A 13,825-nucleotide genomic window follows, 5' to 3' on the forward strand; every position below is an offset into this window, starting at 1 on the left:
TATCAGCTATTCTATTAACTAGTTCTGAAAGAGCAAAGGCGCAAAGTTGTACAGGTTGTTTCGCCATACCGGCCAGGTATGTCCGCCGGGATATTCAGAATAGGTGTAATCAATACCCATATCGTCAAATTTCTGAAGCATAACTTTACAGTTCTTATACGCGATATCTTCCTCACCTCCCATCGCGATCCAGAATTCCTTCAGGTTTTCATTGATTTGGTCTGCATTTTCGCTCATAAATGCATATTGCTTCCCGGAAATGGAATCATCATTGGCAAACCAACCAGAGCTGAAAACGCCCAAATAATCAAACATATCCGTATTCTGTACACCGGTAAATAGCGTTTGAATTCCGCCCATACTCAGACCGGCCAAAGCACGATTCTCAGCTCCACCTTTTACACGATAGCTTTTTTCTACAAAAGGAATCAAGCCGTCTTTAAGTTCATTGGTAAATAATTGCAGTCCCATCTCGGTAAAGGCCGAAGTCGGCATATTGCCATCGGGCATAACCACAATCATCGGTTTTGCCTTGCCTTCAGCTATCAGATTATCGAGGATCAGATTTGTTTTACCCTGCATCGCCCAGCCGCTTTCGTCTTCACCGCCACCGTGCATAATGTATAAAACGGGATAGTCGGCATTACTGCTATCATATCCGGGTGGCGTGTACATATAAAACTGACGCCAGCTGTTGAGTACCGGCGAATAGTATTGCTTGATGCGTACATCACCGTGTGGCACGTCTTTCAACGCATAATACTCATCGCCTTTAAACGGAACTTCAATTCCGCTGGCCATACGGCCCATTCCATAAAAAGTTTTACTCGCGGGGTCTGCTACAGCAGCACCATCGATTATTACTGAATAGTAATGCAAGCCTTCGGTAAGTGAGTCGGTACGGACTTCCCAAACACCTTCGGTATTTTTATCCATATCGTATTTTTTGGCTAAATCGAGCTGTACGCGTTTTGCATCGGGAACTTTTGACCTAAAAATGGCGCTTCCATCCGGCATCAATTGCGGGTATTTTGCATTCCGCATATTTGTCGAAGCGGGAGTACCCAGCAGGCTATAGGTATTGAAAAGTGATTCGTCTACCGGCTTAAAAATGAGTTTGGCAAACATATAGAGTCCGTTTTTCCAGACTTTAAAATTATGATCACCGGGCTCAATGTAATACACGTGCGGCACATCATTCTCAACCAAATACTCGTGAGTGCGCTCACTAAAACGCAACAAACGGTCTGCATCGCCGCAGGAAATCCACAATAGATTCAGTTTTTCACGGGCTGCTTCAGGGGCCGGAACCAAAACTTCCGGAGCTTTAGTATTGGGAGCTGAAGAGAATCCGCCTACATACGAGAAGGTGTCGAGATTGCCCAGTCCAAAATTAAGCGACTGACCGCCACCCATAGATAAACCGGCAATGGCTCGATGCTCCCGGTCTTTTTTCACTGGATAATTTTTTTCGATATACGGAATCAAATCCTTCAGCAAGTCCTGCTCAAATGTGGCAAAAGCTTCCACCTTATCCGGTGCCATAATATTGCCTACCGCACGGTCGTCTTTCATCGCACGTCCGTTTGGCATCACAACGATCATCGGTTCGGCCTGCCCTTTGGCATATAAATTATCTAAAATCACTTCCGGATGCCCGCCTTTTAACCACTCTAAATGATCGCCACCAATACCGTGCAGTAAATACAGCACCGGGTATTTCTTACCTTTTGTATAACCGGGAGGCGTGTAAACCAGGGCTTTTCGGTTAGTTCCTACCGTTTTTGAAGTGTATTGAATGGTATCCAACTTTCCGTGTTTGATGTCTGTTTGAGGCACATCAAAACCCTTTGGTGCTTCGTTCACCTGTTTGGGATACCCCAAAAGTTCGAGCATTTGCTCACCGTAACGTCTCCCCAGTTTTCTATAGCCTGCAGCCGAAAAATGCAAATGGTCACCAATGGCTTCACAATCTTCGGAAGAAACCACATACGAATTGGGAATCACTTCCGGCAAAGTTCGGATGATGGGGTTCATGCTGGCGCAAGCACCACCTTGTTCCTCACTCACGAGTTCGCCTGCAATAAGCGGAACCTTTTTCGGGTCTAGTTTTAAATCTTTGATCAGGTTGTCATAAACACCCTTCACTTTTTGTGGCCAAAGACTATCGCCGGTATTCGATTCGCCCTGATGTAATAAAATCCCTTTGATCACACCGTCTTTCTGCGCCAGCTTAGCCATCTCAACCAGACGCGCATAGGGATTGCCGTCGTATTCTTTCACCATATTCTTAAGCCAATCTGGTGACGTTTCTACGTATGATTCAAAATTGTCTTTATCAAAAAGTTTAATCTTACAACCGCCCACCGAAACGTTGATCACCCCAACTTTTACTTCCTGCGGAAGATTTTCAATCAGTTCGCGACCAAAATAATCGGTAGGTGTTAAACCGGTTTTACAACGGCATAAAGGCGGTTTTGCGGTGTACCAGTTGCCCTTTTTTCGATCTAAATCCGGGCAATCTACCGCCTGTATTACTTTAAAGCGATCGTTGACCACGGTATCCCGGGCTTCAAAACGGGCGTGCCCTTCCATATTAGACTGGCCAAAAGCCAGGTATACGTGTAAGTTTTCATCCTGGGCTACGCCTGAAGTCATTCCCAGAATGAATAAACCAAATAGTAAGATGTATTTTTTCATAAGTAAATGGTTATCGGTTAGTCTTTAAATAATTGTTGAGCGTACTCATACAAGCACCGTCTCCAGGTATGCCACTCGTGGGCTGTACCGGGGGATTCGTAAAAGCCGTAGTTGATACCCTGCTGGTCTAACATATCCTTAAACGCTCCTACCGATTTTGGAAACGGAGCAGGCTCTTTGGTCCCCAGCCCCAGCCAAAACAGGTTTAATTGATCGTCTACAGCCTTTCCGTCTGCGAAAGCACCGTTTAGAAAGATTTTCACATCTATAGGGTCTGAACTCGGATAGTTTGAAGTCCCGCTAAAGCCCCCGTAGTAAGAAAAGGTACCCAGATTATTCATAAGGATGCGCATAGTTTGATTAGCGCCCATCGAAAGTCCGGCGATGGCACGGTGTTCGCGGTCTGCCAGGGTACGAAATTGCTTATCGGTCATTGGGATGATTTCGTCGAGCATCACCTCTTCAAAAACCGACTCCGGTCTGCCTTCCATTCGGGCATCGGGTTTATAGGCATACCCGTTATCCATCACGATGATCATAGGCTCAGCCTCACCATCAGCGATCAGGTTGTCTAAAATAAGATTAGCGTGGCCCTGAGAAGACCAGCCGGTCTCATCTTCAAAGCTTCCGTGTTGCAGATACAGCACCGGATAGCGTTCATCTGAAGTCATATAGCCCGGTGGCAGGTAGATAAAATTGCGTCTCCATTCCCGTGTGATTTCAGAGAAATACAGGTTCTCAACCACTTTGCCATGGGATACTTTTCGCAAAGCGAAAATAGCATCGTCAGCAGCCGGAATTTCAATCCCACTTCCCCAACGGCCCGCACCATAAAAGTATTGGGTTCCGGGATCTGGGACTGAAGCGCCATCAATATTCAGTTGGTAATAATGAAAACCAACATCCTGAGGTGCGGACTCTCCCGTCCATACGCCTTCTGCATCTTTAGTCATTTCATATTTGACACCGCCGATATCGAGTTTTACCGAAGTGGCTTCGGGAGCTAAAATCTGAGCACGCACCTGCCCTTCTTCATTTACCTGCGGAAAAGCTTTCCCCTGCTGGTTAACAGACGAGGGTTTGTAGCCTTCCTGAGCCTGACATAAACTAAGCCCGGCCAGCAAAACAAACCACCTAATGTGTTGTAGCGTTTTCATAGATATTAATTAAATAAAAGCGGAGCCATCTGATACAGGCTTCTTCTCCAGGTTAAAAATTCGTGAGCAGTACCTTCCGAAACATAAGAAATCGCTTTGATACCGGCATCGTTTAAAGCCTTAGTCGCTTGTTTTACCCGCTCTGGATTTTCTTTACTTCCGGCACTTAGAAATACAAGCTTAAGATCGTCGTGCGCTTTCAAATCTTCGGGGCTGTACGTTCCACCGCTGAGCAAGCCGTAATACTGAAAAAGGTCAGGTTTGTTCATCGTGATCATTCGGGTTTCCATACCGCCCATCGAAAGGCCCGCCATTGCCCGGTTTTCAGGATTGTCAAGCGTTCTGAAATGCGAGTCCACATACGGAATTAATTCTTCGGTAAGTACAGTCTGAAAATGTTTAATATCAAAATCGCGTATGCCGCCCCATTTGATTTCATTGGTCATTCCATAAGTGTTTACGATGATAAATGGCTCAATTTTACCTTCAGCAATCAGGTTGTCCATGATTAAATTGGCCTTTCCCTGATTCATCCAGGCAGTTTCATCCTCGCCCCAGCCGTGTTGCAGATAGAGTACGGGATACTCTTTATCGGTGTCGGTATGATAACCCGGTGGGGTGTATACAAAAGCACGACGCGAAGTATCGGTGCTGGGTGACGGAAACAAAATCTGTTGCACCGTACCATGTGGTACGTTTTTCAAGGCGTAAAATTCTTCATCGTGCGCAGGAATCTCGATTCCGCTTTCCCAGCGTACCGAACCGTAGTAATTTTTAGCTCCGGGATCGTTAAAAGTTCCGCCGTCAACAGTGAGGTGGTAATAGTGAAAACCTTCATCCATTGGACCTTCGGTGGTACCCGTCCAGAAGCCTTCTTCATTTTTAGTGAGTTTGGTGCCGCCACGGCCTCCCAAACCTAAACTTACTGAAACGCTATCGGCAGCCGGAGCTTTAATTTTAAAGCGCACATAACCCTGCGAATTGACCATCGGGTATTCCTGACCGGGTTGATTCAGTGTAGAAGGTTTAAAATCCTGCTTTATATCTTCTTGTCCAAAAGACCATAAGAAATTTAAGCACAAAAAAAGTACTGCTAGTTTTTTCATAATTGTGGTTGTTTAAGGTTGATGGTAACTATTTTTAAGTCGGCCTCATGAGAGCTGTTGCCGTAAAATATATTGTACGCGCCGGGCTCAGCGGCCATTTCAAGTTTGTCTTCACTGTAAAACTGAAAGGATTCCGGGGCGATTTCGATACTCACTTGCTGCTGCTCGCCGGGCTTTAATTCTACACGTTTAAATTGCTTCAGTGTTTTTACAGGTCCGTCTGCATCATCTACTTTTCTCAGGTATACCTGAAGGATTTCAGTCCCGCTTCGATCTCCCGTATTGCTTATCGGAACGGTAAATTGTAAAGGCTGACCCTGTGCGATTTCCTGTTTAGGAACAATTGCATCACCAATTTTAAAAGTGGTATAACTTAAGCCAAACCCAAACTTGAACAATGGCTCTTCTTTCATATATCTGTAGGTACGACCATTCATCCCGTAATCTTCAAAATCGGCAAGTTGGGTGGTATCGCGGTAAAACGTAATGGGCAATTTCCCCGAAGGATTGTAATCGCCAAAAAGCACATCGGCCACGGCCTGCCCGCCAGATTCCCCACCGTACCAGGATTGCAGGATGGCATCGCAGGTTTTAGTCTCAGGAACCAGCCCAATTGCAGAACCCGAATTGTTTACAAAAAGGACGGTTTTCCCGGCATCTTTAAGGGCTTTCAGGCAATTGCGTTGCACTGCGGGAAGTTCAATATCGGTACGATCTCCACCTTTAAATCCAGGATAATTTACCGGCATCTCCTCCCCTTCCAGTAAAGTTGAGAGTCCGCCTACAAAAATCACGGTATCGATTCCTGCTAATTTTTTAATCAGGTTGGTAAAATCTACCGGAATTTCTTTCCCGAAATTAAACTCCAGATTGGCTTCCCAGTTGTTCAATTGGGCGTATTTGATTTCAATAGTGTAGATTTTTCCTTTTTCAAATTTATAGGGAAGCGTTGAGGGCAGCGTTCTCCAATTGTTGGTTTGTCTGAGCGATTTGCCGTTTACAAACAATTCAAAATGACCGGTAGCACCAAATTTAAAAGCCAGTTCTTCATCTTTATCAGCGGTATATTCCGTTACGTAACTCGCGGAAAAACCTTCCAGCTTTACCCCGGAAGCAAACTCGTGTTGCCCTGCTGTGGTCAACTTAAACGGATTGTTTATATAGGTTTCGGCAATGACCGGCCCGCTATAGTCTGGTGTATTCCAGTAATTCGCTTTGAAGCCTTTTTTACCATCAATCCCAATTTTTGAAAAGTAACTTTCGGTTACTTTATCTTCCACCAAATCACAAGCCTGATCGTACACGATACGCTCCTCGCCTACCTTCGATTTAATACCGTCAAGAATGGTAATGGTGCGCACGGGCGTTCCGTTATAATTTCCCCAAAGCATAGGCTCATCATCAGCGTTAGGGCCCAGCACCGCGATTTTTTCAATAGATTTTTTAAGCGGAAGCACCTTGTTCTTATTTTGAAGCAGGGTCATCGACTTTCTCGCCATCTCCAGCGCGAGTTGCCGGTGTTCTTCATTGTTGATTACTGAAGCCGGAATCTGCGCCCACGGCACAATCGCATCCGGGTCCATTTCACCCAATTCAAAACGACCTTTCAAGACCCGCTTTACGCGAATATCAATTTCTTCTTCCTGCACTAAACCGCGTTTTACGGCTTCGGGCAGGAGCTTGTAATTGTGGTTATTCCACTGGCATTCGACGTCAGTACCGGCCAATACGCCTTTCGCTGCTGCGTGAACCGCATCAGACGACACTCCATGCGAGGTAAAAAAGTCCTGAATGGCCCCACAATCGGAAACCACCAAATGTTCAAAACCCCATTGATCTCGCAAAATTTGCTGCAACAGGCGGTCGCTACCGCAGCAAGGTTCGTCATCCAAACGCTGATAGGCACACATCACCTGACGTACATCGGCATCCTGTACCAAAGCCTTAAAAGCCGGCAGGTAGGTTTCCCACAAATCCCGCTGTGAAATGTTATTCAGGTTGAGTTCGTGACGGCTCCACTCGGGACCCGAATGAACGGCGTAGTGCTTGGCGCAGGCCAGTAATTTTCTGAATTTGGCATCTTCGGGGCCTTGAAGTCCTCTAACCACCTGCACGCCCATTCGAGATGTCAGGTACGGATCTTCACCGTAGGTTTCCTGGCCACGTCCCCAGCGTGGATCGCGGAAGATATTCACATTGGGCGTCCACACCGAAAGACTCATAAAGCGTTTGTTTTCTTCGCCATTGCGCATCGCCTGATGGTATTTGGCACGAACCTCATCTGAAGTCGCATCAAAAATTTTAAAGACCAGTTCGTCATCAAAAGACGCTGCCATCCCCACGGGTTCAGGGAAAACGGTCACATCGTTAGTATTGGCAAAACCGTGCAGGGCTTCGCTCCACCAGTTAAATTTCTTGATGCCTAAACGCGGAATAGCTTCGGAAACATCGCACATCAAAGTTGCTTTTTCTTCCAAAGTAAGCCTGCTTACTAAATCGGCTGCGCGTTCTTCAGGCGAAAGTGCAGGATTTTGATACGGATAGTCCTGGGCATAGATGCCCAAACTAAACAACAAACTGACTACAAGTATTTTATACCTATTCATTTTAATCACTATTTATCATTTTTCAGAACGCAGGAGTCGTATGCTGTACACCGCTCCGGCTGTGTTGTATGGTAACGCCTGAAACTTCACGCGTATCTGTTTTTTACCTTTAACCAGTTCATTGGGAATTTCATAAACCATGTCCTTAAACAGAGATTGTTCCCAGCGTTTGGTGTTGTCTTCAGTAACCAATTTTTGATCATCGATATAAATGTCAAACTTGCGGCCGCCCCATTCTGCTCCCCAATACCGAACCAGCAGGCTAAGATCGGTTTGAGAATTTGTTGCAAATTCATAACTGAAATAACCATCAGCAGGAGCTTCCCTAAAGAAATCTTCATTGGCATTACCCCTTCTGGATTTTTCTTCCTGCATATTATGATCGGTTTCGGGCTGTTGTTCTCCGGTAGCCACATAGTCAAGGGTACGGTTTTCGATTTCGATTTTTCGCTTTTCTAGAGCAGCTAAAGAATCAGTATAACTAGTGTAACCTTCAGGCGTGAGCGAAAGCCAATACGTCATATACCGCGCATCGTGAATGTTGGCAAAAGGCTCTAATTCCAAATTTTTGTCGCTGTTCAAAACTTTGGTATCTAAAGTAAAATGCAAGGGTTTGTTAGCAATCGGCTCTAATTGATTTACCAGGGCCGAAAGCTTTTCGGTTATGAGAATAGGAGCCTGATCTACGGGAAGAAATTTCCCCGAAGGATACTGTCCCCAGCGGCCATCTCCGGCAATAAGTCCGTTTAAATCCTGAGTTCCCGTTTTAGCACCCAGCAAGATTGGACCGTGCATAAAAGCCTGATATTCGGGTACGTTGGGCATTGCCACGGTAGTATTTTCCATTGGAAATTGTACAACAACCACGTCCCCTTTTTTCCAATTCCGGCTGAGTGTCACGTAAGAACCTTTGTCTACATTCACCTCAACCGATTTTCCATTTACGGTAATGCTAAAACCATCTGCTTTAGCCCAGGAAGGGTAACGCAGGTTCAGGTCAAAAGCGGCATTACCTTTTGTAATTTTAAGGCGGGTTTGTTCTTCTTCCGGAAAATTAGTGGTTTGCTTTAGGCTTACGCTTTTTTCGCTCCAGTTTACTTCGGAAGCCACAAAAAGATTTACATACAGGGCATTTTCGCTATGCGTATAAATAAACTGATTGTATTTGCCGTGGTTTTCCATCCCGGTGCCCACGCAGCACCACATCGCCTCATTAGGAGCCGAGTACACGCGATAGTGCCTGGGTCGTGTTGACGTAAAATACACGTAACCGCCGTGCTCAGGGTGTTGGGAAGATCTGATGTGATTAAAAAGCGTGCGCTCGTAAAACTCAGCATACCTGGCCTGCGGATTTATACGGAATAAATCTTCGGTCAACTTGAGCATATTGTAGGAGTTGCAGGTTTCTGGCCCGTCAATCACATTTACATAATCTATGCTCGAAGCTTTACTGGGAAAATGCTCCCTACGGCTGTTTCCGCCAAATGCAAGGCTTCTGTTTTCAACTACCGTTTTCCAAAAAAATTGACTGGCATCCTCATATTTTTCGGCGTTTGCTAATTCCGCGATGCGTGAAAAACCTACAAATTTGGGAATCTGGGTATTGGCGTGCATATTGTTTAAAATATCGTTACCCTCAGCAAGTGGGTTGAGCAATCTTTTATGCGAAAAACGCTTCGCTGCTTCCAGATATTTGGGATCACCGCTTATTTGGTAGGCATCTGCAAAAATTTCATTCATTCCACCATGTTCTACATCCAGCATTTCTTCCATCTTCGCTGCATCAAGATCTGCCGTGATCGCCATTCCCCAATCGCAATACTTCAGAAAAAGCCTTTTAGCACGCTCATCATCTGCATACAACCAGGCATCACGCAAACCCGCATACATTTTATGAATATTATACCAGGGCGCCCAGGACTGTTTGTACGCTGATAAATCCCCTTTTTTGAGAGTTGACCAAACCTTTTCGCTATTGGGCATTCCGCCTAAATAGCCAACACCCCAGGACGGATTGTTGACAGCGTTTGCCTGTTGAATGGTGTCAAGCTGGGCTATCATATAATCCATTCGCTTTTTACACGCTTCATTGCCGGTTGCGGCGTAATTCATGGCCATTGCAGAGAGGTAATGCCCTCCCACGTGAGCGTCAAGTCCTGCCCAGTTTGCATATGGATCTGATATAGGTTCCAGACCGGCCTCAATGCGGTAAGGCGCCAGCAATCGGTCAACATCGTATTGCAACAACACCTCAATATTCAAATCCCGACCTTTCTGTAACGGACCTTCCAATAAGGTCACCTCATCCAGATCAAATGTATTCTTATAGAGTTTGCTTTGCGCAAAACTTGATGCACCGGTGCAAAACAGTACCAAACAAAGCACTGTTTTAAAAAGATTTAATGTATTTCCCTGAATAGGATTCATCGCTGTTTTAGTTCTTTGGCGTTAACGTATAGGTTTGTCCGGGTTCTGTTTGAAATTCATATTCAAAAACCGGTTTGAGATCGGGCGTTGTTGATTCTTCCATATTAGCAATCAAAGGTGCTTTGGGATTCGGAGTTTGGAAAAACCCGGTTTGGGCTGCATTTTTAGATTCTATCAAACCTTCACCTTGAAGCGGCTGGTAGGAGCGAACGCGGCAAACACCTCCTAATGCTGATGTGATTTCTATTGTTTTGGCTTTATTCGCCTCCAACTCCAGGTTTACCTCAAAACCACCACGGGCTTTCAGACCGGTAATGGAACCTGTTTCCCAGGCATCGGGTAAGGCCGGCAAGATGTGAATGGCACCATCGTGACTTTGCATGAGCATTTCTGCAATCCCAGCGGTACAACCAAAATTCCCGTCAATTTGAAACGGCGGGTGTGCATCAAACAGATTGGGATAGGTACCTCCTTTTTGTTTTCCATCGGGCTGAATAGACGGCGTAAGTTGATCCTGAATGAGTTTATACGCGTGATTACCGTCTAATAAACGTGCCCAAAGATTTACCTTCCAACCCATAGACCAACCGGTTGATTCATCGCCCCGAGCCACCAGAGATGTTTTTGCGGCCTCAAAAAGCTGCGGCGTGCGATACGGCGAAATCTGATTGGATGGGTACAACCCATATAAATGCGAAACATGGCGGTGGTTGTCTTTTGGGTTATCCCAATCGTATATCCACTCCTGCAACTGCCCCCATTTCCCTATTTGCATCGGAGGTAAACGCTGAAGACTGGCTTCAATCTGACTTAAAAGCACGCTTTCTTTATTCAAAATTTTTGCAGCCCGAAGGGTTTTAGTAAACACATCAAAAACCAACTGGTTGTCCATCGTGGCTCCAGCCGTGACCGATTCCGGATGATCGCTATAGGGTGCGTTTTCGGGAGAAATGGAGGGCGCAATTACCAACCAACCGTGCTCAGGTTCCTCAACTAAAAAATCCTGTAAAAAGCGTGCAGAACCTTCAAGTATGGAATACACCGAATCTAAAAACCGGGTATCGCCGGTATATTCGTATTTATCAAACAAATGCTGCGAAAGCCAGGCACCGCCCATAGGCCACATTCCCCAGAAAGCGCCATCAACCGGCCCGGTAATACGCCAAATGTCGGTATTGTGATGGGCAACCCAGCCTGAAGTTCCATACATTTCTTTTGCTGTTTCCTGTCCGGTTTCTGAAAGTTCGCGGATCATTTGAATCAAGGGCTCGTGCAGTTCAGAAAGATTGGTACTTTCTGAAGGCCAGTAATTCATCTCGGTATTGATATTTATGGTGTATTTACTGTCCCAAACCGGTTTTAGATCATTGGCCCAAATCCCCTGTAAATTGGCGGGCTGCCCGCCAGGACGTGAAGATGAAATCAACAAATACCGCCCAAACTGAAAATATAAAGGCACCAGCGCCAGATCATTTCCATCTTTAAAATTGGCTACGCGTTCATCGGTAGTAGGCCTATTTGGCTTTGCCTCACCCAGCTTAAACTGAACCCGATTGAAATAGTTTTGGTAGTCTTTAATGTGTGCGGCTTTCAAATCGCTATAGCTTTTTTGAGCTGCCGATTCTAAAAAAGCCACCGCTTTAGCATTGGCATCGCCCCCGATATCGTTATAGCTTTTAAAATTGGTAGCCATAGAGATGTACAGGGTGACGGATTCTGCATCAGAAATCTCCAATTTGTTTTCGCTTTGCGAAAGGCTTCCACCGCTGGTTTTTGCTTTTACCTGAGCTTCAAACTTTACGGCACCTTCAATGCCCTCGTGGTCGCTGCCCGAACCCTCTAAATGCAAAATGTTTTCGGCATCCACTAAAGAAGTTGCACCTTCCTCACTGCTCAACGAAGCGGTGAAATTGAGGGCTCCGGCTTTGCTTGCTGAAAGTTGAATCACAACTATCTGATCGGGAAACGAGGAAAATACTTCCATTTTATAATCCGCACCGTCGCGGGACCAGCTAGTGGTCGCTACCGCAGTTTCCAGATCAAGCGTTCTGGAATATTCTGTAACCGCACCGGTATTTTTGAAATCAAGATGCAGTTTGCCCAAGGTCTGATAAGGCATTCCGCTTTTACCGCTAAAGAATTTTTGGTTGACCAAATCCTGAGCTTCGGCGTATTTACCGTCAAAAATCAGCTGACGTACCTCAGGCAATACTTCTTTAGCATGTGGATTGTCATTGCGATAAGGCTGGCCCGCCCAAAGGGTATTTTCATTTAACTCAATGGTCTCGTGATCGGGATCGCCATAGACCATAGCTCCCAAACGACCATTACCCACCGGAAGCGCCTCAACCCAAAGTTTTGCAGGCTCATCGTAGCGCAAACTCATATCGGGTTGTTGGGCATACGCCGAAATACCCAGAAGAATCAGTATGAATGTACTTTTTATGCTCATCGTTTTTAACATCATTTAGTTTTCTGAAAACATCCAGTAATCAAAAAACAGAATTTTAGTTGCCGCTTTTCCTTTGAATACGAAATAGAGATCGTGCACGCCAGTCACCTTTTCAATCTCCTGAGAAACCAAAGCCCAGCGGTCGTCTCCTCCTGTCATTGGTACTTTAAAAGAGGTTACAAGTGGCCCGTCTTTGCTATCCAGGTGAACCTCCATACTCACATCGCTGTTGTGAGTAGTTCCCACTCGAGCTGTAAAACGAGTGGCACCCTCTTTTCTAAAATCAACATCGCGTACTTTGCTGTATGCATCATTTTTCATAGCCGTCACAAAAACACCTACAGTTTCATTTTCGTGTGCCTTAAGTCCTTCAGACCAGGCGATGGTCTCTGCTTCGTTTTTTAAAAACGGATTCAAGACCTGTAGACTTTTGGTAATTCCTTCGGTCATTTGAAGCTCCGGAATATTTCCGTTTTTATCAAATTTCAGCTCTTCAACAGCTACCGAACGTGTAAAGCCACTTCCGCCGGGAAGTGCAGCGTTGTGATAAAACAGGTAGGTTTTCCCTTTGTAATCAATCACTCCCGGATGATTTGTAAATGCACCTCCCTGTCTGGGCATCACTTTGCCCTGATAGGTGTACGGTCCGGTAATATTTTTGCTGGTGGAATAGCCCAAGTGTTCGGGTAGTGGGCCTGCGGCGAAAATAAGGTAGTACAATCCATCACGTTTATACACCCAGGGACCTTCTTCGTAAGTCGTAGGACGGCGCTCGTTAGGTTCGCCTTCCCGTTTGCCAAAGGCTTCGATTGTGTTGGGTATTTGCTGAATCTCACCCTCAACCGTAATCATATCTTCATTCAACTTCACGTAATAGCACACGGGATTTCCCCAAAACAAATACGCCTGCCCGTCATCGTCTATAAAAACGGTGGGGTCAATATCAGCCTGCCGTTCCTGAATAAGAGGTTTCCCTAAAGGGTCTACAAACGGGCCATACGGACTATCGGCTACGGCAACTCCGATCCCGTTTTTACCATTTCGGTCTGTGATGGGCACATACATGTAGAATTTACCGTCACGCTCTGTAGTGAATGGAGCCCAGGCGTTGCGCTGTGCCCAGTCAAAATCTTTATGACTCAACACCGTACCATGATCGGTCCAGTTGACCATATCATCAGTAGTATACAGGCGCCAGTCATCCATCGTAAACCAGGTGGATTCGTCCTCATCGTGCGAGGTATAGAGGTAGACTTTCCCGTTATACACCATCGGCGCAGGATCTGCAGTATAATTGGTTTGTATGATGGGGTTTTGGGCGAATGTAATACCAATCGCCATCAGATTAAAGACTATGTAAAATGTACTTTTCTTCAT

The 13,825-nt window shown here is 45.6% G+C and carries 7 protein-coding genes; all 7 read right to left on the reverse strand.

Features of this window, described 5'->3' with window-relative positions; genetic code table 11:
* Positions 1-18 precede the first annotated feature (18 nt).
* Genes DSM03_RS15430 through DSM03_RS15460 form a run of 7 tightly spaced genes read right to left on the reverse strand, consistent with a single transcriptional unit; the run spans position 19 to position 13,825 of the window.
* The gene (locus DSM03_RS15430; RefSeq protein ID WP_128762650.1) at positions 19-2,700 is read right to left on the reverse strand and encodes an alpha/beta hydrolase-fold protein; all 2,682 of its coding nucleotides are present in this window, start codon (positions 2,698-2,700) and stop codon (positions 19-21) included.
* Positions 2,701-2,717: 17 nt separating this feature from the next.
* Positions 2,718-3,857 (reverse strand): alpha/beta hydrolase-fold protein, encoded by a 1,140-nt coding sequence (locus tag DSM03_RS15435; RefSeq protein WP_128762651.1) that lies wholly within the window; start codon positions 3,855-3,857, stop codon positions 2,718-2,720.
* Between the two features lie 5 nt (positions 3,858-3,862).
* Entirely contained in the window at positions 3,863-4,963 is a 1,101-nt protein-coding gene (locus tag DSM03_RS15440; protein ID WP_128762652.1) for an alpha/beta hydrolase-fold protein, read from the reverse strand.
* Positions 4,960-7,569 carry a xylan 1,4-beta-xylosidase gene (xyl3A, locus tag DSM03_RS15445; protein ID WP_128762653.1) on the reverse strand — a complete coding sequence of 870 codons (2,610 nt, stop codon included), beginning with the start codon at positions 7,567-7,569 and terminating at the stop codon, positions 4,960-4,962. The genes DSM03_RS15440 and xyl3A overlap by 4 nt, the downstream gene beginning before the upstream one ends.
* A gap of 15 nt (positions 7,570-7,584) precedes the next feature.
* On the reverse strand, positions 7,585-9,996 hold the full coding sequence (locus DSM03_RS15450; RefSeq protein ID WP_128762654.1) for a glycoside hydrolase family 127 protein: 2,412 nt from the start codon (positions 9,994-9,996) through the stop codon (positions 7,585-7,587).
* Between the two features lie 7 nt (positions 9,997-10,003).
* Positions 10,004-12,448 (reverse strand): glycoside hydrolase family 95 protein, encoded by a 2,445-nt coding sequence (locus DSM03_RS15455; RefSeq protein WP_128763303.1) that lies wholly within the window; start codon positions 12,446-12,448, stop codon positions 10,004-10,006.
* Positions 12,449-12,463: 15 nt separating this feature from the next.
* Positions 12,464-13,825, reverse strand: coding sequence for a glycoside hydrolase family 43 protein (locus DSM03_RS15460; RefSeq protein WP_128762656.1), 1,362 nt, complete (start codon positions 13,823-13,825; stop codon positions 12,464-12,466).

The sequence above is a fragment of the Leeuwenhoekiella aestuarii genome, assembly GCF_004104055.1.
GTDB lineage: Bacteria > Bacteroidota > Bacteroidia > Flavobacteriales > Flavobacteriaceae > Leeuwenhoekiella > Leeuwenhoekiella aestuarii.